This window comes from Ochrobactrum sp. BTU2 (assembly GCF_024539785.1).
GTDB lineage: Bacteria > Pseudomonadota > Alphaproteobacteria > Rhizobiales > Rhizobiaceae > Brucella > Brucella anthropi.
Window position 1 is genome coordinate 181,138 of sequence record NZ_JAHWRG010000002.1, and the last position, 20,012, is coordinate 201,149.

Genomic DNA, 20,012 nt, shown 5'->3' on the forward strand with positions numbered 1-20,012 from the left:
GAGGCTTCCTACATACTGACTTGCAGCATGCAGAGCAAGCCTCATGTAGGGATAGCGCGAAATTTCTGCAACAGAAAAATGGCAGAAACCCGGCGAGCGGGTTTCTTTCTCGAGACTGTATTCCGATTAAAACGGCTTAACGATCACCAGTATGACGATCAGAATCATCAGAATCGTCGGCACTTCATTGATGATTCGCCAGTGTTTGGCCGAGCGCATATTGCGGTCTTCAGCAAAAAGTCGGGTCGACTTGGCGAGGTAGCCGTGCAGGCCGGACATCAGCACGACCAGCAGCAGTTTTGCATGCAGCCAGCCACCCTGGAAACCGAAGATTTCCCAAGCCATCCAGAGACCGGCAATCCAGGTCACGATCATGGCCGGATTGATGATGAAGCGCAGCAACCGTTTCTCCATCACCTTGAAGGTCTCCGATGTTTCGGAACCAGGCTTTGCAGCGCAGTGATAGACGAAGAGGCGCGGCAGATAGAGCATCCCCGCCATCCATGCGATGACGGCAATCACATGCAGCGACTTGATCCAGAGATAGGCGTCGGCTGGATTCACGTGAAACAATGCCCAGACGCCAAGCGCGACCACAACCAGCGAAACAACAGTGCGAATGGCGACTGCCGAGCCGCGATTTTCCGGAGCTGTCTGGCTCATGATTTTCCTCCGCGAATACGGTCGATCATGCGCTGAACATTTTCAATCGGCGCCTGCGGTGTGATTCCGTGACCGAGATTGAAGATCAGCGGACCCTGGCCGAGGCGTTCGAGAATGGTGTCCACGCCTTCATCCAGCGCATTGCCGCCTGCTACAACGCGCAGCGGATCGAGATTGCCCTGTATCGCGCCTTCTTCCTGAAGGGCGGCAGCAAAGGAAAAGGGAACAGACCAGTCAAGACCGAGCGCATCCACACCGGTCTTTTCACGATAGCCTGCATAAAGCATTCCTGCCCCTTTCGGGAAGCCGATGATGCGCGCCTCCGGATAAACCGCCCTCACCTTCTGGACGATCCGGGCAACGGGCCGGATGCAGAAACGCTCAAAGCAGTCCTCATCCAAAACGCCCGACCATGAATCGAAAATCTGAACCGCATCAGCACCGGCATCCAGCTGCTCGATAAGATATTCGGCAGAAACATCGGCAAGATCGTTCAGGAGCTTTTCAAAAGCTTCGGGGAAGCGATAGGCGAAAAGACGGGCGGGTGCCTGATCCGGCGTGCCGTGACCGGCAATCATATAGGTCGCAACGGTCCAGGGAGCGCCACAGAAGCCCAGCAGCGTGGTTTCGTCGGGCAACTGCTCGCGCAGCAGCCGAACCGTCTCGTAGACCGGCTCCAGCCTTTTGGCGACACCTTCCGTCTCAAGCCAGAAAATCTCGTCCGCATCAATCGGTGTCATCAAAGGTCCCTTGCCTTCTTCAAAGCGAAGGTCACGTCCAAGGGCGTGGGGAATGACAAGAATATCTGAAAAGAGAATGGCTGCATCAAAGCCAAACCGGCGGATCGGCTGAAGGGTCACTTCGACAGCAAGATCGGGCGAATAGCAGAGATCGAGAAAGCTCCCCGCCTTTTTCCGCGTCTCGCGATATTCGGGAAGATAGCGTCCGGCCTGGCGCATCATCCAGATGGGAGGTGGAAAGACCGTTTCACCGTCAATCACTCTCAAGACTTTGCGCTTCATCTGATTTTTATCCGCCCTGTTGGTTACCTGATCCGGTTTGGTCTGAAGTTATCCAGTCCGGCTCTCATAAAGAAAGGATGATTCAGGAATCTTTTGATTCTTAGAGTCTGTTGGAATCGGGGATTAAGGTCTGTCCCTGTTTTCCCCACAGTTCCGAATTTGCCATGTCATCCTGTGCAATCATTCACCGATAGTCTGACCAAATACAATGAAAACTCAATTCCCTCTTTTAATATAAAGGGTTACCAATTGACGCAGTTCATGAGGATTTGTGGAAAAGCTGGGAATTACGATGGGATTTCGCGTTTTCATGAGTCTTGTCCACACATGTTGATGACCACTCGCCACATGTTCGCCCGCTGTGGATGACTTGCCAAGTTTCCCACGGCCTGCCATGGCTTGTGGAAGACGTTCGGCCTTTACGCACAGCCGTCAACAGGAGGGCAACAAAACTGTGACCAGACCGCTTTCCTACTTTCATCTTCATCTTATTTCTGATGCGACGGGAGAGACTCTCCTCGCGGCGGGCCGTGCGGCAGCGGCGCAATATGCCAATGCGCGTGCCATCGAGCACATCTATCCGCTGATCCGTACCGAAAAGCAGCTGCGCAAGGTTCTTGAGGGCATCGATGCGGAACCCGGCATCGTTCTCTATACGATTGTCGACCAGAAGCTGGCGGCGATCATCGATGATTCCTGCGCGGAAATGGGCGTGCCGAGCGTTTCCGTGCTGGAGCCGGTGCTGAACACGTTTCAATCCTACCTCGGTGCGCCCGCGCATCGCCGCGCCAGCGCACAGCATGTTCTCAATGCCGATTATTTCCGGCGCATCGACGCGCTCAATTTCACGATGGAGCATGATGACGGGCAATTGCCTTATGACATTGAGGAAGCCGACGTCATTCTTGTCGGCATTTCACGCACATCCAAGACACCGACAAGCATCTATCTCGCCAATCGTGGCATCAAGGCCACCAATGTTCCGATTGTGCTGGGGATTCCCTTGCCCGAAGTCCTTTTCACGGCGAAGCGTCCATTGATCGTGGGACTGGTCGCGACGGCTGAACGGATTTCGCAAATCCGCCAGAACCGGCCACTCGGCAATGTGCCGTCGCTGGATACGGGTCTTTATACGGATCGCGTATCGATCTCGGAAGAGCTGGCCTATGCGCGTAATATATGCAACCGAAACGGCTGGCCAATCATTGATGTATCGCGCCGGTCGATCGAGGAAACCGCAGCTGCCATTCTGGCGCTGCTCCGCGCGCATAACGAAAAGGGATAAACAAGGATCCTGTCATGACGGACAAACTCGTTCTTGCCTCTAAAAGCCCCTTCCGTTCGGCGTTGCTGAAGAATGCCGGCATAGAGTTTTCAACAGCAAGCGCGGATATCGACGAGCGCGCGGTCGAAGCCCCACTTTATAAAACGGGCGCTACGCCGGAAGAAGTCGCACAGGTTCTGGCCGAGGCGAAGGCGCTCGACGTAAGCGAGAAGAACCCCGGCGCGGTGGTGATCGGCTGCGATCAGACATTGTCGCTCGGTGACGAGATTTTCCACAAGCCCGCCGATATGGAAGCGGCGCGCCGCCAGCTTCTGAAATTTTCCGGAAAGACCCATCAGCTCAACAGTGCGGTTGTGCTTGTGAAGGACGGCAAAACCCTGTGGCGCCACGTTTCGATTGCCCGCATGACCATGCGCGATCTGGATCCCGGTTTTGTCGGGCGTTATCTCGGTCGTGTGGGGGACGTCGCGCTTTCGAGCGTCGGCGCCTATCAGGTCGAAGGACCGGGCATCCAGCTTTTCGATAAGATCGAAGGCGATTATTTCACGATTGTCGGTCTGCCGCTGCTGCCGCTGCTGGCTGAACTGCGGAAGGAAAAACTGATCGATGGCTAAGAAGGCGTTTGTCACCGGCTTTCCGATAAAACATTCGCGGTCGCCGCTGATCCATGGTTTCTGGCTTGATGAACTTGGGATCGACGGTTCTTATGAGGCGATAGAAGTGAAGCCGGAAGATTTCAGCTTCTTTGCTTCGTCGCTTGCCGAAAACGGTTTTGCCGGTGGCAATGTCACCATTCCCCACAAGGAAGCAGCCTATGCTGCGGTGGAAAGTCTGGATGAGGCCGCGAAGGCTATCGGCGCGGTCAACACGCTTTGGCTTGAAAATGGCAGGCTCCATGGCGGCAATACTGATGCCTATGGTTTTGCCGCCAATCTCGATGCATCGGCTTCCGGCTGGGATAATGCCGACAGTGCCCTTGTTCTGGGCGCTGGTGGCGCAAGCCGGGCAATCGTCCACGCGCTGTTGTCGCGCGGCTTTAAGAAAGTCGCCATCGTCAATCGCACGGTGAGTCGGGCGCAAGATCTCGCAACCCATTTCGGACCGCGTGTCTCGGCGTATGGCTGGGATGCGGCGCAAAAACTGGTCTCCGACGCCGGATTGATCGTCAACACGACATCGCTTGGCATGAGCGGTCATGACGAGCAGGAGGTATTCCCGCTCGATCTTGGCAAAGCGTCGCGAAAGGCGGTTGCCACCGATATTGTTTATGTACCGCTCAAGACGCCCTTTCTGAAAAAGGCCGAAGAAGCAGGTCTGGTGACAGTGGACGGTCTTGGCATGTTGCTGCATCAGGCCGTTCCAGGTTTCGAGCGCTGGTTCGGCAAAAGGCCGCTAGTGACGAAAGCGCTGCGTGAGCATATTCTGGCGGATATGGCAAAGGCTGGCGCTCTGGTATCTGGATCAAAAAGCGTCAAGCCGCAGTGAAAATGGTGATTTTCGAGAACCGGAGCAGAGTGTACTTAAGTACATGAGCACCGGAAGCGCAGAAAAACGCCATTTGCAGCAAGGCATGGCGACTTTTGGAACAGATACTATGATCGTGCTCGGATTAACTGGCTCCATCGGAATGGGGAAAACAACGGCGGCGAACATGTTCGCCGAAGCCGGTGTGCCGATCTATAGCGCCGACGACACCGTGCACCAGCTCTATTCCGGTCGCGCGGCCCCGCTGATCGAGGCTGCGTTTCCGGGCACTGTGGAAAACGGTGCGGTCAATCGGGAAAAACTTTCCGCTGCCGTCATCGGAAAGCCCGAAGCCCTGAAGAAACTGGAAGCCATCGTTCATCCGCTTGTGCGTGAGGAAGAAGAAGCCTTTCGCCGCACTGCCGAGCAAGCTGGCGCCGCTCTGGCACTGATCGATATTCCGCTGCTTTTTGAAACCGGCGGCGACAAACGTGTGGACAAGATCGTGGTTGTCTCAGCCCCTGCCGAGATACAGCGCATTCGCGTGCTTGCGCGACCGGGCATGACGGAAGAAAAACTCGATGCCATTCTCGCCCGTCAGACGCCGGATGCCGAGAAGCGTGCAAGAGCCGATTTCATTATCGATACGAGCGGGAGTTTCGACAATCTGCGCCGTCAGATTACCGAAATTGTTGCGGAATTGAGTGGAAAGCCGGCGGTCGCGACAGAATAATCGCGGGCGCTGTGTTACAGCTGTTCGAGATATTTTCCGAGAGGTTCTTCAATGCGTGAAATCGTTTTCGATACGGAAACCACCGGTCTGGAAAGGCTCGAGGACCGTGTGATCGAAATCGGCGGCGTGGAACTGATCAACAAGTTTCCCACAGGCCGCACTTTCCATAAATACATCAACCCGCAGGGGCGTCAGGTTCATCCCGAAGCGCTCGCGGTCCACGGCATCAGCAATGAACAATTGCTGGACAAGCCGACATTCGCGGAAGTTCTGGACGAGTTTCTCGAATTTTTCGACGGGGCCAAGCTGGTGGCACACAATGCCATGTTCGACCTTGGCTTCATCAATGCTGAACTGGCAAGGCTCGGACAGACTGAAATCCAGTCGGAGCGCATCATCGATACATTGGCGCTTGCCCGCCGCAAGCATCCGATGGGTCCGAACTCACTCGACGCCTTGTGCAAGCGCTACGGCATCGAGAATGGACACCGTACCCTGCACGGCGCATTGCTCGATTCCGAGATTTTGGCCGAAGTCTATATCGAACTGATCGGCGGCAAGCAGACAGCGCTTGGGCTCAGCATGGGCGGTGCTGTCAGCGGCAACAATGCCGGAGAGAGCGGCGCTGCCATCGTTCTTGCCGCGCGCCCGAGGCCGCTTGCTCCACGCATTTCCGATGCGGAGCGCGCTGCTCACGCCGCACTTGTGGACAAGCTGGGCGAAAAAGCCATCTGGAAAAAGTACTGAGTAAGTCTCAGAAGCGGATATGAAAAAAGCCCGGCCAAAACCGGGCTTTTTTGCAATTAGAGCATTTCCAGCAAAAGTGCGAAGCGGTTTTGCGTCGGATAATGCGTAAAAACAAAGAGATAAAGCGGTTCCACGACTCTGCTTTAACTGGAACCGCGCTATCGTCTGAAATGATCAGCTCTTTACAGCGGACTTGGCCTGTTCTTCGGCCATTCGCTGCTGGAACATCTGCGCGAAATCGATCGGGTCGATCATCAGCGGCGGGTAGCCACCGTTGCGCGTTGCGTCGGCAATGATCTGGCGAGCGAACGGGAACAGAAGACGCGGGCATTCGATGAACAGAAGCGGAAGCATGTGCTCCTGCGGGATACCCTGAATGCGGAACACGCCGCCATAGACGAGCTCGGTGTTGAAAAGGACGTCCTTGCCGTCAACAGCCTTGGCTTCCAGCGTCAGCACAACGTCGAAATCCGTTTCGGAAAGCGGATTGGCGTTTACGTTCACGTTGATGTTGATGGACGGTGCCTTCTCGCGCGGACGCAGCGACAGCGGCGCGCCCGGGCTTTCGAAGGACAGGTCCTTCACATACTGCGCCAGAATGTTGAGGGACGGCTCGGCCGTCGCGCCATTGCCGTTCTTTACTTCGCCCGCGGCCTTATCGCTCATTATCGGTATGCCTTCTATCGGTGATTAAAATTTTTGCGCTTCCAGCGCAGTCTACGCAGACTGCCCCGAAAGGTCGGAATGTTTGGCTAGCATGTGCGCGGGCATGAGGCAAGAAAGGCTTTTTAGGTTAGTATTTGCGTATTCATTGATCTTTACGGTCGTCTTTCCAAGGCGAGTTTTCATTCGGCCTGGTGGTATAATCCTCTGGATCGAGATCGATGACATGGTCCTGACGTGGATTTGAACCGGGACGCTGTTGCCCGTAGCCGTCCGAATAGCGCGCGGATGTCGCAACGACCATGCGGCCGCGCATGAATTTTTCCCACATGAAATCACGGATGAACGGAATGAACAGCAGAATGCCGATGGTGCTGCTGACAAAGCCGGGCACGATCAGCAGGATCGCTGCCAGAACCAGCATTGCGCCATGCACCATTTCGCGATCCGGCACGCGTCCGGCAGCCGTTTCGGTACGGATACGCTGCAAAAGCCCGATGCCCTGCACGCGCAGCAGAAAGAAACCCAGCATTGCGCTCAGAATAACGAGGCCCAAAGTCGCGAAAACGCCGATCTTGCTGCCGATAATGACGAAACCGGCAATTTCGATGAAAGGCATCGCCAGCATGACGAGAGGGGCGAGAGAGGAGGACACGTAAGTTACGACCTTTGTTGTTTGGTTTCAGCGTTTCAATTTAACCTGAATTGTAACTTTTTCAGGTTCGGAACGAAATTGAAACTGTCTGTCATGCAATATCAAATAGGTATGCATGATCGGGATTTGAATGATGACGTAAGCCGATCTATATGTATGAGATACAAACTAGGGATAAGGAAAGGCGAAATGCCTGATCCTTCAATCAGCGGCAGGCGGCATGGAATTTTTTGATTTTGGCACGATATTCTTCTTCATCGCAGCGGTGATCATCTTTCTCCAGCTGAGGAATGTTCTTGGCCGTCGTACCGGAAGTGAAAAACCGCCCTTCGATCCTTACACATCAGCCCGCAGTGCCGATGCTGCACCGGCAAGCGGTGAGACGGATAATGTCGTCTCTCTGCCACGTCGTCCGGGCGAAAAAGATTTCACCGCCATCGACAAGGCCGCTCCGGTCGGCACGCCGGTCAATGATGGCATGCGCGCGATTTACGCTGCCGATCCTTCGTTCGATCCGGCCGGTTTCGTGGAAGGCGTGAAGATCGCCTATGAAATGATTGTGATGTCCTTTGCCGATGGCGATCGCAAGGTTCTGAAAAATCTGCTTTCCAAGGATGTCTTCGAGGGCTTTGTTTCAGCTATCGACGACCGCGAAACCCGTGGCGAAAGTGTGCGTTCGTCCTTTGTGGGGATCGACAAGGCGGAAATCGCCGGTGCTGAGATGAAGGGGTCGGAAGCGCACGTAACGGTCAATATCGTCAGCCAGATGATTTCATCCACCTTTGACAAGGACGGCAAGCTGATCGACGGCGATCCGGAAAACGTGCTCGAGATCAAGGATCTCTGGACCTTTGCCCGCGACACACGATCGCGTGATCCAAATTGGAAGCTTGTCGCGACCGAAGCGGAAGATTAAGAGAAAACGTGTGAATCGGGCCGCTGATCCAGCTCGGCGGCCTTTTTATTTGTGCATAGCTAGACGGATGCGGCGATGAACGACTTGGCGAGGATTTTGCGCCCGGTGGCTTTTTCCGATTGTCCGGGCTGGAACCGGGACGATCAGTCCGCGGCATTCGCTGCGTTTCGCCGTTCTGCCGACTATGCGGCCCACCAGACTTACAAAAGCGGCAGTCTCGGCATCTGTTTCGAAGTGCTGGAGCCAATCTTTGCAGCTGCACGCAGCCTCGACAATCCGGGTGTGGAAGAAGCGCGCGCTTTCTTCGAACAGAATTTCATCCCCTGCCGGATCGTTCCCGATCAGGGCAAAGGCTTTGTGACAGCATTCTATGAACCGGAGATCGAAGCCTCCCTTGAGGCCGACACCCGGTTCAAGGTGCCCTTCCTGCGCCAGCCCGATGACCTCGTAAAAGTGACAGATGAAAGCCGTCCAATCGGACTTGATCCGTCCTTTGCCTTTGCGCGCCGGACGGAAAACGGCCTTGCCGAATATGACGACCGCCAGACAATCGAGCAGGGTAGTCTTTCCGGGCGTGGGTTGGAAATCGCTTTTGTCGCCGACCGGGTCGATGCCTTTTTCGCGCATGTGCAAGGTGCAGCACGCCTGAAACTGCGCGATGGCGGGTTGCTGCGCATTACATATGCAGCCAAATCCGGCCATCCGTTTACAGGCATCGGCCGCATTCTGGTTGCCAATGGCGAAATTCCGGCTTCAGAAGTTTCCATGCAGTCGATCCGACGCTGGCTGGCCGAGCATCCGGATAAGGCTGACGATCTTATCTGGCAAAACCGATCCTACATTTTCTTCCGGGAAGCTTCTGTGGACGACCCGGATGCCGGACCTATTGCGGCTGCAAAAGTTCCGCTGACCGCCGGGCGTTCGCTTGCTGTCGATAAATTGCTTCACACATTCGGGACGCCGATCCATGTCAGCGCACCCAATGTCACGGTCTTTGACGGCGAACCCTTTGCACGCCTGATGATCGCGCAGGATACGGGAACGGCCATTGTCGGCCCTGCCCGCGGCGATCTGTTCGCGGGCTCTGGCGACACGGCAGGCGAGATCGCAGGTGGTGTAAAAGACGATGCTGACTTTTATGCGCTGGTGCCGCGCAGGCTTCTGGAGGCTTGAACGGGATGGCGCGTGACACCGACAAGCCGGAAAACGATTATCTGCGGCCCGAAGACCGCATCCTGTGGGAAACGGTCGCGAAGACCGCAAAGCCGCTGATAAAGCCAAAGGCGAGTGAGGACGAACTTCCCGATTTCAAATCCCTGATGGCGGAAGAAGAAAAGCGCCCTGCCAAGGCGAAGGTTCAGCCTGCGGTGGAAGCGAGCAAACCGAAGAAGGGCTTGTCGGCGCTCAGCGAAATGCAGATTCAATCACTCGACAAGCCGACGCATCGAAAGATCGCCAAAGGTCGTGTCGATATTGAAGCCCGCATCGATCTGCACGGTCTCACGCAGGGAGAGGCGCACGGCCTGCTCTACGGATTTCTGGTCAGCGCACATGCACGTGGCCTGCGTCACGTCATGGTTATTACCGGCAAAGGCCGTTCATTCGGCAGCGAAGGGATTTTGCGACAGGCGGTGCCGCACTGGTTTTCCACACCGCTGTTCCGGCTTCTGGTGAGTGCCTATGAGGATGCGGCGCGTCATCATGGCGGGCATGGGGCTCTCTATGTAAGGCTTCGCCGCCAGACGCAAACCATGGCACAGCAAACCGTATTGCCCGGGGGGAGCAGACCGCGATGACGCCATTTGGAATACGCTTGCGCGAGTTGCGGGAAGAACGCGGTGTGACGCAGAAGGATATGGCGGCAGCGCTTCGCGTTTCACCGGCCTATCTGTCAGCGCTGGAACATGGCCGGCGCGGCCAGCCGACCTGGGACCTGCTTCAGCGCATCATCACCTATTTCAATATCATCTGGGACGAAGCGGAAGAGTTGCAGAACCTCGCCGCCGTGTCGCATCCGCGCGTGGTGATCGATACGTCGGGGCTGTCGCCGCAGGCAACGGAACTCGCCAATCTTCTGGCGCGCAATATCCGCATCATCGACCGCGAGACGATCAGGCATCTGAGTGAGGAAATAGAGGCGGCGCGAAAGCGCCGCCGCGGTATCAAGCCTGTTCAAGTTGATTAAAGCGCGTCCCGAAAAGTGTGAAACGCCTACGCAGGGAAATCAGTCCACTGGACTGATTTCTGATCCTGCTTCGATCGGAAAAGATGCGCGTAGAAACAAATGATCAGAGCGCCGATCTGATCCAATCAGATCGAAACGCGCTCTAGTGGATTGAATTTGACGTTTGATACCCGTCCGATATTAATCCCGTTTCAAACGTCAAATTCGAAAAACCCACTAGAAAAGCGCTTTCAGCTCATCAAGCTTCGAATTGACCAGCCATCCATAGTAGTTTTCCTGCGGTAGCAAAGGTTCCTGACCGTCCGCCTTTCGCTTGGCGTTTTCGTTGGCAAGCGCTCGTGCGCGTGCTTCGGCGCCGCCCGTATTATAGAGCGTGGCGGTCAGGCCGGGATTCTTCGAAATGTCGAAGTCGGCGATCTGGCGGTAGGAGTTGATCGACTGTTTCAGCGTCGCCGCAATGTAGGGCAGCGTCAGATCGGGGTCCATGATCGTCTTGTAGACGACATTGCCGTCTTCTGCGTTGAGCTTGGGCAGACCGGAAACACGGTTCACCATGTCGGACATCTGCAATGCCGTCAGCGGATTGATCTGACCGAGGCCGAATGTCTGCCCGGCATAGAAGGGCTGGAAGAAGACCGCGCTGAAACGATTGTTGGGATAGGCGTTGCCGCCGACAGATTTGCCGCGGAAGTTCTTATTCCAGACATTCTCGCGGCAGGACCATAGCGAATAGCTGTCCTTATGTTTCAGGCAGTCGGCAAATTCCGGCCGCTTGATGAACTGGCCGATGCTTTCGCCATTGTAGCCGAAGCTCACGCCCTGGTTCACATAGGACATGGCTTTGACGTAATAGGTCTGCAGCCGGTCATAGACGTCGACATTATAGGTATGCTCGCCGACGATGGCGCCGACAATATGAATAGGATCGATGCCATAGGCGGCTGCCGTCGAGCGGATCTTGGAACGCAGCGAGGCATCCTTTTTCAGAAGATTGTAGATCTTCTGATACTTCTTCTCGTACGTCGTGCTCAGCTCACGCGTGCGCTTGGCGGATGCGCCGGGAATTGGCGGCTGTTCCGCACTGCGATTGCCCGGAGGCACGACCATCGCTGCATAGGCGCTCTGGCTGGCAAGGCTGAGGGCCAGGACAAATCCAACAAAAATGCGTCGCGGCTTTGCGCCCATTATTCTGATCATTGTGTGGAAACGGTCCTGATATGGTGAATATTCGGTAAAAGTTGCGGGGAAAATAAAAAACCCCCCGATGCAAGTCGAGGGGTTTTTGCAGTATTTGCGAAAGTGAACTCGCGCCGTGGCTTTATGGCCACTTTTACAAGATGAAGCGCGACAGATCGGTGTTCTTGGCAAGGCTGCCGATCTTGTCCTTTACATAGGCCGCGTCGATGACGAAAGTTGCGCCTGTCTTGTCAGGCGCGGTGTATGAAATCTCATCAAGAACACGTTCCATCACCGTCTGCAACCGGCGCGCACCGATGTTTTCAACCGTCGCATTGAGATCGACAGCGATATCGGCCAGAGCGTCGATGGCATCGTCGGTGATCTCCAGCTTCACCTCTTCCGTTTCCATCAATGCGATATACTGCTTGATCAGGCTTGCCTCGGTCTCCGTCAGGATGCGGCGGAAATCTTCGCGTGTCAGCGCATTAAGCTCGACACGGATCGGCAGACGGCCCTGCAGTTCCGGCAGAAGATCGGACGGCTTGGATACGTGAAACGCACCGGATGCGATGAACAACACGTGGTCGGTCTTCACCGGCCCGTATTTGGTCGCAACGGTCGTGCCTTCGACCAGCGGCAGCAGATCGCGTTGCACGCCTTCGCGCGACACACCGGCACCCATACCACCTTCCCGCGATGCGATCTTGTCGATCTCGTCGATGAACACAATGCCTTCGTCTTCGGTGACGCGAAGCGCTTCCTGAACGATCTGGTCCTGATCCAGAAGCTTGTCGGATTCATCGTTGATCAGGATCGGATAGGAATCCTTCACCGTGGTCTTGCGCGTCTTGGTGCGCCCGCCCATGGCCTTGCCCAGCATGTCGGACAGGTTCATGACACCGATATTGGCGCCCGGCATGCCCGGAATTTCAAAGCTTGGGCCGGAGCCGGTATCGGCGACCTCGATTTCGATTTCCTTGTCGTCCATTTCGCCATTGCGCAGCTTCTTGCGGAAACTGTCACGCGTGGCGGGGCTGGCGGTCTTGCCGACCAGTGCATCCAGCACGCGTTCTTCCGCATTGAGATGCGCCTTTGCCTTCACATCGTCGCGACGCTTTTCACGGACGAGCGTGATGGCAACTTCGACGAGATCGCGGACGATCTGCTCGACGTCACGGCCGACATAGCCGACTTCGGTGAACTTGGTCGCTTCCACCTTGACGAAAGGCGCACCGGCCAGCTTTGCGAGGCGGCGGGAAATTTCCGTCTTGCCGACGCCGGTCGGTCCGATCATCAGGATGTTTTTCGGCATCACCTCTTCGCGCATCTGGCCTTCGAGCTGCTGGCGGCGCCAGCGATTGCGAAGGGCGATAGCGACCGCGCGCTTGGCGTCGTTCTGGCCGATGATGAAGCGGTCGAGTTCGGAGACGATTTCACGGGGAGAGAAATTACTCATAATTATAACCCACTTTGCCACTGCTTGATGAACTCGAACGGATGCAGCAGCATGATCACGTTGAGCGTAAGATTGTCGCGAATGACGATCAGCGCCAGAACTTCAAAGAACAGCGCGATGGCGACGGTTATTTTCGTTGGCAGTTTGGCTGCGATCAGAAAGCCGATCAGGGCGGCAACCGTGTCGGCAACCGAATTCACGATGCTGTCGCCGAAATAGTCCACCGAGGACGTATTGGCGCGATAGCGTTCGATGATGAAGTTCGAATTCTCGACCAGTTCCCATACGGCTTCGATGCCGACCGCAGCTGCAAGTCTCAAGCCGAGCGGGGCTTTGGGTGCGATGACCGTGAACAGCCAGTAGAACAGAAAGCCATGGATGATATGCGACAGCGTATACCAGTCGGATATATGCTGCGAATTTTCGGTCATCAGCGAACCCGACCATAATTTTATGGTCCCGCATTCGCACATGGCGATCCGCCCGTCGAAGTAAAGCCAGGAGGCTTGCACTGCGAGTATGGCGAGAACGATCAGGGCGCCCAGGCCCCAGCGTTGCGCACTCGGTTTTGAGGCCTGCGCGAGCGAACTCATTCTGCGTCCAGGCTTTCCACGATGATATTGTGGTTGGTGTAGATGCAGATATCGGCGGCGATATCCATCGCCTTGCGGGCGATTTCTTCGGCTGACTTGTCCGTATCGACCAGCGCGCGGGCAGCGGCCAGCGCATAATTGCCGCCCGAACCGATGGCCATCACGCCATGTTCGGGTTCAAGCACATCGCCGGTACCGGTCAGCGCCAGCGTCACCTTGCTGTCGGCAACCAGCATCATGGCTTCCAGCTTGCGCAGATAGCGGTCGGTGCGCCAATCCTTGGCGAGTTCGACCGAAGCACGCATGAGCTGGTCGGGATATTGTTCCAGCTTCGCTTCGAGGCGTTCCAGAAGGGTGAAGGCGTCGGCGGTGGCTCCGGCGAAACCGGCAATCACATTGCCCTTGCCGATGCGGCGAACCTTTCGCGCATTGCCCTTCATGACGGTATTGCCGAGCGAAACCTGTCCGTCGCCCGCGATAACGACCTTGTTACCCTTGCGAACGGTGACGATGGTCGTGCCGTAAATTGTCGTGGGATGATGTTCGATCATGGATGCTCCTTTGGCGGCACATGCAATCCCGGAAGGCAATTGCAGGTGCCCCTTCATCTATTGGAGAAACAGGCTCCGTCAGCCATTGGCGGATGAATCGTGCTTCGATGAGAATATTTAAGAACGTACGGACGAATTGCAAATGCCGAATTGCAGCTTGCCAAACCGGCAAAAGGAATTGGCAAACTGGGCAAGCTGTTCTAGAACGCCTCCAAGCTATTGAATGAGGAAAGCTTATGACTGCAGAAAGCACCCGCAAGGCAAGCATCGAGCGCTCGACCAAGGAAACGAGCATTGCCGTTTCCGTCGATCTGGACGGCGTTGGCAAGTTCGACATCACCACCGGTGTCGGCTTCTTCGATCACATGCTGGAGCAGCTTTCCCGACATTCGCTCATCGATATGCGCGTCATGGCCAAGGGCGACCTGCATATCGACGATCACCACACGGTCGAGGACACCGGCATTGCGCTCGGTCAGGCCATTGCCAAAGCATTGGGCGAGCGCCGCGGTATCGTGCGCTATGCCTCGATGGACCTGGCCATGGACGATACGCTGACCGGCGCTGCCGTCGATGTATCCGGGCGCGCCTTTCTGGTCTGGAACGTCAATTTCACGACATCCAAGATCGGCACGTTCGATACCGAGCTGGTGCGCGAATTCTTCCAGGCTTTCGCGATGAATGCAGGCATCACGCTCCACATCAACAATCATTATGGTGCCAACAACCACCATATTGCGGAATCGATCTTCAAGGCGGTGGCCAGGGTTCTGCGCACGGCGCTCGAAACCGATCCGCGCCAGAAGGATGCAATTCCCTCCACCAAGGGTTCGTTAAAGGGATAGGTCCCGAACGGAAGGACAGGTCATGGCGCAATATGTCGTTCTGGAACCGAGCGATAGTAAAGCAATTTCAGGAAAAGTGGACACCGGTTTTCCGTCCGAAATTGCGACTGAAAAAAGCGCTGAAAAGGCCGTCTTCGTGCGCGACGGATTCCATGTACTGGCGCTGGTCTTGCCCTTCGTCTGGCTTCTGATCCAGCGTCTGTGGTTCGAAGCTTTTGCTGTTCTGGGCATCACAATCCTGCTCGGACTTGCCGGAGCTTACTTCGGCATCGCCGATGCGGTTCCGCTTCTGACCCTGCTGGTATCGCTGTTTGTGGCGCTGGAAGGCGTCAACTGGAAGATCGCCAAGCTCAGGCGTCAGGGTTTTGTCGAAAAAGCGGTCATTGATGCCTCCGATCTGGAAGAAGCAGAGATCCGCTATTTCTACAGCCTCGAAGATGCGGCCCGGCCAGCAACCTCTCTTGCGGACAAGCCTGCTCCGGAATGGGCACAGCAGCCCCCTCGTCCCACCTATTCCTCATTTGGCTCGACGATCGGGTTTGTCGGCCATCGCGGAGAAAACTGAAAATGCGTGTTGCAATCATCGATTACGGCTCCGGCAATCTGCGCTCGGCCACCAAGGCTTTTGAGCGCGCGGCGCATGAGAGCGGTATCGCGGCAGAAATAGAACTGACGGCGGATGCCGATCGCGTGGCGACGGCTGACCGTATCGTGCTTCCGGGCGTCGGTGCCTATGCCGATTGCCGTCGCGGCCTCCATGCCGTTCCGGGCATGGTGGAAGCACTGGAAGATGTGGTTCTGAAGAAGGCGCACCCCTTCCTTGGCATTTGCGTCGGCATGCAGCTCATGTCGGAGCGCGGCCTTGAAAAGGAAGTGACCAAGGGTCTTGGCTGGATTGCGGGCGATGTGCGTGAAATGACACCGTCCGATCCTTCGCTGAAAATTCCGCAGATCGGCTGGAACAGGATTCACGTGAAACATTCTCACCCGGTCTTCGAAGGTATCGAGACCGGCGAGAACGGCTTGCACGCCTATTTCGTGCATTCCTATATGTTCGATGCGAAGAACAAGGCTGACGTGCTGGCCGTTACTGAATATGGCGGCGATGTCACTGCAACGGTTGGCCGCGACAATATGGTGGGAACCCAGTTCCATCCTGAAAAGAGCCAGCTGCTCGGCCTTTCGCTCATTGCCAATTTCCTGAAATGGAAGCCCTGACATTATGATCCTTTTTCCCGCCATCGATTTGAAAGACGGTCAATGCGTGCGCCTGAAGCTCGGCGACATGGATCAGGCCACCGTCTATAATGAAGACCCGGCTGCACAGGCCAAAGCCTTTGAGGATCAGGGCTTTGAATGGCTGCATGTGGTTGATCTCAACGGTGCCTTTGCTGGCGAAAGCGTCAACGGCAAGGCTGTGGAAGCGATCCTCAAAGCCACGAAAAATCCGGTGCAGCTCGGGGGCGGTATCCGCACGCTCCAGCATATCGAGAACTGGCTTTCCAAGGGATTGCGCCGCGTCATTCTTGGTACGGTCGCCGTGCGCGATCCGGCATTGGTGATAGAGGCCTGCAAGGCATTTCCGGGTCAGGTTGCTGTCGGCATCGATGCCAAGGGCGGCTATGTCGCAGTTGAAGGCTGGGCAGAAGCGTCTGAACTGGGCGTGATCGAACTCGCGAAAAAGTTTGAAGGCGCAGGCGTTGCCGCCATCATCTATACCGACATCGACCGCGACGGCGTTCTGGCTGGCATCAACTGGGATTCGACGCTCGGCCTGGCAGATAGCGTTTCCATCCCGGTGATCGCATCGGGCGGCCTCGCCTCGATGGATGACATCAAACGTCTTGCCGCTCCTGATGCCCGCAAGCTGGAAGGCGCGATTTCCGGTCGCGCGCTTTACGATGGCCGCATCGATCCGGCAGAAGCATTATCCCTGTTGAGGGCCGCAGCATGACTTTGAAAGCGAGAGTGATACCGTGCCTCGATGTGAAGGACGGACGCGTCGTCAAGGGCGTGAACTTTGTCGATCTGATCGATGCGGGTGATCCGGTGGAAGCTGCCCGCGCCTATGATGCGGCGGGCGCAGACGAACTGTGCTTCCTCGACATCACGGCGTCTTCGGACAATCGCGAGACAATTTTCGATGTTATCGCCCGTACAGCGGAACAGTGCTTCATGCCGCTGACCGTTGGTGGTGGCGTGCGTCAGGTTTCTGACATTCGCAAGCTGCTTCTGGCCGGTGCCGACAAGGTCTCGATCAATACGGCTGCGGTGAAGAACCCGGAATTTGTCGCCGAAGCTGCTGACAAATTCGGTGACCAGTGCATCGTGGTTGCCATCGACGCCAAGAAGGTTTCGGGCGAAGGCGAAGCCGACCGCTGGGAAATCTTCACCCATGGCGGTCGCCAGACAACCGGCATCGACGCGGTGGAGTTTGCGCAGAAGGTGGTGAGCCTCGGCGCTGGTGAAATCCTGCTGACCTCGATGGATCGCGACGGAACCAAGGCCGGTTACGATGTGGCACTGACGCGAGCCGTGGCTGACAGCGTGCGCGTTCCGGTAATAGCTTCGGGTGGTGTCGGCAATCTGGATCACATGGTTGCGGGCATTCGTGACGGTCACGCGACGGCAGTTCTCGCAGCATCCATCTTCCACTTCGGCACCTATACGATTGGCGAGGCCAAGCGCTATATGGCCGAGGCTGGCATCCCGATGCGGCTCGATCCGGTCCGTTAAAGAGTAAGATTTAAGGAAGTCCGATGACTGAGTTCACACTTTCCGACCTTGAACGCATCGTCGCGGAGCGTGCCGGCATGACGGACGGCTCGTCTTATACTGCAAGCCTTGTTGCCAAGGGACAGACACGGGCCGCGAAAAAGCTCGGTGAAGAAGCCGTGGAAACGGTCATTGCCGCCGTTGAGGGCAACCGCGCGGACGTGGTCACCGAAAGCGCTGATTTACTTTATCATCTGCTGGTGGTTCTCAAGATTGCGGATGTGCCGCTCAATGAGGTTCTTGCAGAATTGCAGCGTCGCACGGCGCAGACTGGCCTTGAGGAAAAGGCCGGTCGTCCGAAAGCATAAATGCAAAGCGAATTGAAAGCTGCTAGTGCAGAATTGGCGTTGAGGGAGAGCAGCGACAATATGTGGGAAAAAGTGGACCAGCTAACGCCGTCGCGTTACTCGCCTTACCGTTTCTTTTCGGCTGAGGAATGGGCGGGATTTCGCGCCGACACGCCGCTCACTTTGACGTATGACGAGGTCAAGCGACTGCGCTCGCTGGGCGACCCCATCGATCTCGACGAGGTACGGCGCATCTATCTGTCGCTGTCGCGATTGCTGTCGGCGCATGTGGAGGCAAGCCAGCTTCTGTTCGAGCAGCGCAAGCAGTTCCTCAACATGGAAGAGTCGTTCAAGACGCCGTTCATCATCGGCATTGCCGGTTCGGTTGCGGTTGGGAAATCCACGACTGCGCGTATCCTGAAAGAGCTTCTGGCACGCTGGCCATCGAGCCCGAAGGTCGATCTCGTGACGACCGACGGTTTTCTCTACCCCAATGCGGTCCTGCGCGAGCAGAACATGATGGAGCGCAAGGGTTTTCCCGAAAGCTACGATGTCGGTGCGGTCTTGCGCTTTCTGTCAGCGATCAAGGCAGGCATGAGCCAGGTGCGTGCGCCGCTCTATTCGCATCTGAGCTACGACGTATTGCCGGGCGAATATCAGATCGTCGACAAGCCGGATATTCTGATCTTTGAAGGCATCAATGTGCTGCAGGTGCGCGATCTGCCGGAAGACGGCAAGATGGTGCCCTTCGTCTCCGATTTCTTCGACTTCTCGATCTATATCGATGCGGAATCGCAGCTGATCCACAAATGGTATATCGACCGCTTCATGCGGCTGCGGGAGACTGCTTTCGTCAATCCGGAATCCTTCTTCCATCGCTATTCGCAGCTTTCGGAAGATGCGGCGCGTTCGATTGGCGAAGGACTGTGGAACAATATCAACCTGAAGAATCTCAAGGATAATATCCTGCCGACGCGCCCGCGCGCCGATCTGATCTTGCGCAAGGGCAGCGATCACCTGATCGAGGAAGTTGCGCTGAGAAAAATCTAGAGCATTTCCAGCAAAAGTGCGAAGCGGTTTTGCGTAGGATAATGCGACGAAACAAGTACTTAGATATGAAAAAGGGCCGGTTATCCGGCCCTTTTTGTCTTTTGGTGATTGCAGTAGGTCAGGCCGTGCAGTCGCGCATGAAGCGCTGCAGATAATCATCGAAAACAGCTGGTGTCTCGCGGAAGGGCGCATGCCCTGCCCCGTCGATGACATGGGTTTTACCTTCCCAGAGATTGCCGAAACGGACTTTCGAGACGAAATCAAGTTCAACAAACGGCTCGTCGCGACCGTTGACGACTGCAATCGGGAGCCTTGCTTCGGCAACAATATCGCGCTGGTTGCCGCCGGTTCCGGCTGCAAATTTTTCGAACATGATGCGCCGCGCGCGCCCATCCGTGCGGGCGACAATCTCAAGCAACTGGTCTTCGAACGGTTCGCCGCAGGTACTACGCGCATAGGATTCGACATTGCGGTCGGAAAAGACTTCTTGCCCGGCAAGTGCCATATCCGGACCGCTCTTGAATCCTTGCCCAACTTCCTCACGCGCTACAGGCGGCGTGCCGGTAATCATCAGGCCGCGCATGCCGGGAAAGCGTGAAATCATCTCGATGCCGATATGGCCGCCAAGCGACCAGCCGAAAACGACTGTATCCGAAATGCCGAGCTTCGCCAGCACTTCCGTCATCGCGTCGGCATAGCCTTCCATGGAATAGCTGCGATCCGGATCAAGGGCGTCGCCGGACTGGCCATGCCCCGGCAAATCTGGCGCGATCACCCGCCAGTTTCTACCGATTTCGCCCTCAAGCTGGGGCGCAAAGATGGCGCCTGCGCTGGAGTTGCCATGGATCATCAGCAAGGGCGTTCCGTTACCCCTGCTTTCACGGATGGCAATGCGACCGTGGCTGGTCTCGATTTCATGGGATTTCATGGTCTCGCGTTTCCC

The 20,012-nt window shown here is 56.2% G+C and carries 25 protein-coding genes; 16 read left to right on the top strand and 9 right to left on the bottom strand.

Annotated elements, in window-relative coordinates:
* Nucleotides 1-126: 126 nt before the first annotated feature.
* Nucleotides 127-663: a protoporphyrinogen oxidase HemJ gene (hemJ, locus tag KWJ32_RS05550; protein WP_010657651.1), complete on the bottom strand. Its 537-nt coding sequence runs from the start codon at nt 661-663 to the stop codon at nt 127-129.
* Nucleotides 660-1,685 (bottom strand): uroporphyrinogen decarboxylase, encoded by a 1,026-nt coding sequence (hemE, locus tag KWJ32_RS05555; RefSeq protein WP_010657652.1) that lies wholly within the window; start codon nt 1,683-1,685, stop codon nt 660-662. Before hemE ends, hemJ begins: the two co-directional genes overlap by 4 nt.
* Nucleotides 1,686-2,139: 454 nt before the next feature.
* Here hemE and KWJ32_RS05560 point away from each other — a divergent pair, with 454 nt between their 5' ends.
* The 5 genes from KWJ32_RS05560 (at nt 2,140) to dnaQ (ending at nt 5,914) form a co-directional block, all read left to right on the top strand.
* Nucleotides 2,140-2,970 (top strand): pyruvate, phosphate dikinase/phosphoenolpyruvate synthase regulator, encoded by an 831-nt coding sequence (locus tag KWJ32_RS05560; RefSeq protein ID WP_012091069.1) that lies wholly within the window; start codon nt 2,140-2,142, stop codon nt 2,968-2,970.
* Nucleotides 2,971-2,984: 14 nt separating this feature from the next.
* Complete coding sequence (locus KWJ32_RS05565) at nt 2,985-3,584, top strand: Maf-like protein (protein ID WP_012091068.1); 600 nt, start codon at nt 2,985-2,987, stop codon at nt 3,582-3,584.
* On the top strand, nt 3,577-4,455 hold the full coding sequence (locus KWJ32_RS05570; RefSeq protein WP_125300414.1) for a shikimate dehydrogenase: 879 nt from the start codon (nt 3,577-3,579) through the stop codon (nt 4,453-4,455). Before KWJ32_RS05565 ends, KWJ32_RS05570 begins: the two co-directional genes overlap by 8 nt.
* A gap of 109 nt (nt 4,456-4,564) precedes the next feature.
* On the top strand, nt 4,565-5,167 hold the full coding sequence (gene coaE, locus KWJ32_RS05575) for a dephospho-CoA kinase (RefSeq protein ID WP_040130036.1): 603 nt from the start codon (nt 4,565-4,567) through the stop codon (nt 5,165-5,167).
* A 51-nt stretch (nt 5,168-5,218) separates the two neighbouring features.
* Nucleotides 5,219-5,914 carry a DNA polymerase III subunit epsilon gene (gene dnaQ, locus KWJ32_RS05580; RefSeq protein WP_125333616.1) on the top strand — a complete coding sequence of 232 codons (696 nt, stop codon included), beginning with the start codon at nt 5,219-5,221 and terminating at the stop codon, nt 5,912-5,914.
* A gap of 174 nt (nt 5,915-6,088) precedes the next feature.
* Here the strand turns inward: dnaQ and secB are convergent, their stop codons facing one another.
* Nucleotides 6,089-6,580, bottom strand: a complete 492-nt coding sequence (secB, locus tag KWJ32_RS05585; protein WP_010657658.1) for a protein-export chaperone SecB — start codon at nt 6,578-6,580, stop codon at nt 6,089-6,091.
* A 142-nt stretch (nt 6,581-6,722) separates the two neighbouring features.
* Nucleotides 6,723-7,232, bottom strand: coding sequence for an FxsA family protein (locus KWJ32_RS05590; protein WP_010657659.1), 510 nt, complete (start codon nt 7,230-7,232; stop codon nt 6,723-6,725).
* A 220-nt stretch (nt 7,233-7,452) separates the two neighbouring features.
* Here KWJ32_RS05590 and KWJ32_RS05595 point away from each other — a divergent pair, with 220 nt between their 5' ends.
* The 4 genes from KWJ32_RS05595 (at nt 7,453) to KWJ32_RS05610 (ending at nt 10,333) form a co-directional block, all read left to right on the top strand.
* The gene (locus tag KWJ32_RS05595; RefSeq protein WP_010657660.1) at nt 7,453-8,148 is read left to right on the top strand and encodes a Tim44/TimA family putative adaptor protein; all 696 of its coding nucleotides are present in this window, start codon (nt 7,453-7,455) and stop codon (nt 8,146-8,148) included.
* 75 nt (nt 8,149-8,223) lie between these two features.
* Entirely contained in the window at nt 8,224-9,321 is a 1,098-nt protein-coding gene (locus tag KWJ32_RS05600) for a murein transglycosylase A (protein ID WP_151609652.1), read from the top strand.
* A gap of 5 nt (nt 9,322-9,326) precedes the next feature.
* Nucleotides 9,327-9,944, top strand: coding sequence for a Smr/MutS family protein (locus KWJ32_RS05605; protein ID WP_012091063.1), 618 nt, complete (start codon nt 9,327-9,329; stop codon nt 9,942-9,944).
* Nucleotides 9,941-10,333, top strand: coding sequence for a helix-turn-helix transcriptional regulator (locus tag KWJ32_RS05610; protein ID WP_010657663.1), 393 nt, complete (start codon nt 9,941-9,943; stop codon nt 10,331-10,333). Before KWJ32_RS05605 ends, KWJ32_RS05610 begins: the two co-directional genes overlap by 4 nt.
* A gap of 216 nt (nt 10,334-10,549) precedes the next feature.
* On the opposite strand, the gene KWJ32_RS05615 is transcribed toward KWJ32_RS05610, so the two are convergent.
* From KWJ32_RS05615 to hslV, 4 genes are all read right to left on the bottom strand, one after another.
* On the bottom strand, nt 10,550-11,518 hold the full coding sequence (locus tag KWJ32_RS05615) for a DUF1402 family protein (RefSeq protein ID WP_151609769.1): 969 nt from the start codon (nt 11,516-11,518) through the stop codon (nt 10,550-10,552).
* Between the two features lie 145 nt (nt 11,519-11,663).
* Nucleotides 11,664-12,968 carry an ATP-dependent protease ATPase subunit HslU gene (gene hslU, locus KWJ32_RS05620; protein ID WP_010657665.1) on the bottom strand — a complete coding sequence of 435 codons (1,305 nt, stop codon included), beginning with the start codon at nt 12,966-12,968 and terminating at the stop codon, nt 11,664-11,666.
* Between the two features lie 2 nt (nt 12,969-12,970).
* Complete coding sequence (locus KWJ32_RS05625) at nt 12,971-13,561, bottom strand: DUF2585 domain-containing protein (protein WP_010657666.1); 591 nt, start codon at nt 13,559-13,561, stop codon at nt 12,971-12,973.
* Nucleotides 13,558-14,112, bottom strand: a complete 555-nt coding sequence (gene hslV / locus KWJ32_RS05630; protein ID WP_010657667.1) for an ATP-dependent protease subunit HslV — start codon at nt 14,110-14,112, stop codon at nt 13,558-13,560. Before hslV ends, KWJ32_RS05625 begins: the two co-directional genes overlap by 4 nt.
* A gap of 236 nt (nt 14,113-14,348) precedes the next feature.
* Here hslV and hisB point away from each other — a divergent pair, with 236 nt between their 5' ends.
* From hisB to coaA, 7 genes are read left to right on the top strand one after another with little or no spacing between them, the layout of a single operon-like run.
* Nucleotides 14,349-14,957 carry an imidazoleglycerol-phosphate dehydratase HisB gene (gene hisB / locus KWJ32_RS05635; protein WP_012091061.1) on the top strand — a complete coding sequence of 203 codons (609 nt, stop codon included), beginning with the start codon at nt 14,349-14,351 and terminating at the stop codon, nt 14,955-14,957.
* 22 nt (nt 14,958-14,979) lie between these two features.
* Nucleotides 14,980-15,522, top strand: coding sequence for a DUF2628 domain-containing protein (locus KWJ32_RS05640; RefSeq protein WP_012091060.1), 543 nt, complete (start codon nt 14,980-14,982; stop codon nt 15,520-15,522).
* 2 nt (nt 15,523-15,524) lie between these two features.
* Nucleotides 15,525-16,175: an imidazole glycerol phosphate synthase subunit HisH gene (gene hisH / locus KWJ32_RS05645; RefSeq protein WP_012091059.1), complete on the top strand. Its 651-nt coding sequence runs from the start codon at nt 15,525-15,527 to the stop codon at nt 16,173-16,175.
* Nucleotides 16,176-16,179: 4 nt separating this feature from the next.
* Nucleotides 16,180-16,911, top strand: a complete 732-nt coding sequence (gene hisA / locus KWJ32_RS05650) for a 1-(5-phosphoribosyl)-5-[(5-phosphoribosylamino)methylideneamino]imidazole-4-carboxamide isomerase (RefSeq protein ID WP_012091058.1) — start codon at nt 16,180-16,182, stop codon at nt 16,909-16,911.
* Nucleotides 16,908-17,693: an imidazole glycerol phosphate synthase subunit HisF gene (hisF, locus tag KWJ32_RS05655; RefSeq protein WP_012091057.1), complete on the top strand. Its 786-nt coding sequence runs from the start codon at nt 16,908-16,910 to the stop codon at nt 17,691-17,693. The genes hisA and hisF overlap by 4 nt, the downstream gene beginning before the upstream one ends.
* Before the next feature lie 23 nt (nt 17,694-17,716).
* Nucleotides 17,717-18,040, top strand: a complete 324-nt coding sequence (locus KWJ32_RS05660) for a phosphoribosyl-ATP diphosphatase (RefSeq protein ID WP_012091056.1) — start codon at nt 17,717-17,719, stop codon at nt 18,038-18,040.
* A gap of 60 nt (nt 18,041-18,100) precedes the next feature.
* Nucleotides 18,101-19,069 (top strand): type I pantothenate kinase, encoded by a 969-nt coding sequence (gene coaA / locus KWJ32_RS05665; RefSeq protein WP_010657674.1) that lies wholly within the window; start codon nt 18,101-18,103, stop codon nt 19,067-19,069.
* A 118-nt stretch (nt 19,070-19,187) separates the two neighbouring features.
* Here the strand turns inward: coaA and KWJ32_RS05670 are convergent, their stop codons facing one another.
* Complete coding sequence (locus KWJ32_RS05670; protein WP_012091055.1) at nt 19,188-19,997, bottom strand: alpha/beta hydrolase; 810 nt, start codon at nt 19,995-19,997, stop codon at nt 19,188-19,190.
* Between the last annotated feature and the right edge of the window lie 15 nt (nt 19,998-20,012).